The organism is Streptomyces achromogenes subsp. achromogenes (assembly GCF_000720835.1).
Classification (GTDB): domain Bacteria; phylum Actinomycetota; class Actinomycetes; order Streptomycetales; family Streptomycetaceae; genus Streptomyces; species Streptomyces achromogenes.
The window spans coordinates 1-553 of sequence record NZ_JODT01000088.1 but is presented as its reverse complement, the minus strand read 5'-3'; the positions used below and the strand labels follow the sequence as shown (position 1 = coordinate 553).

Below are 553 nucleotides of genomic sequence, written 5' to 3'. Positions count from 1 at the left end.
GTTGCAGCTCTCCCGTGGGGAGTTCGACCCGGCCGCGTTCGCGGCGGCCGACGCGGACGGGGGCCCCGAGGCCCGGTCATCGCTCATGTCTGCGTTCGTCATCTGGTGGGCGGCCCGTATGCCGGCGCACGCCTACGTGGCGGAGTTGGAGCACCGGTTCGCGGCCGACCTGACCGCACAGACGCAGGCACCCGGCCGCTATGTCGAGTCGTCGGCGGACAAGGCCGCGGGTCTGTGGGCCGGTCTGGAGTTCGCGCTCTCCCGTGGGTGGGTCACTCCGGAGCGCTCCCGGGAGCTGTGGGAACGGGGGTGGGCCGGTCTGTGCGAGTCCCTGCGGGCGCAGGTCGACGCGAACTCTGGGCAGTCCATGGCCGACCGCATCCGGGACGCGATCCTTGACGGCCTGGCGGTCGGGGACGTTCACGTCCTGGACGTCCACGGCGGGATGCCCGCGCAGGGTCAGGCCCTCGGGTGGCGCGGGGAGTACGCGCAGGGCGCGGGTATCGGCTGGACGGACGGGACGCGGCTGTACCTGCTCCCGTCCGTCCAGCCG

1 protein-coding gene is annotated in these 553 nt (G+C 73.2%); it reads left to right on the top strand.

Going from position 1 to position 553, the window contains the following annotated elements; translation table 11 throughout:
* Positions 1-85 precede the first annotated feature (85 nt).
* The coding region (locus tag IH25_RS0136805; protein ID WP_157847088.1) for a hypothetical protein at positions 86-553 on the top strand (468 nt) is incomplete at its 3' end.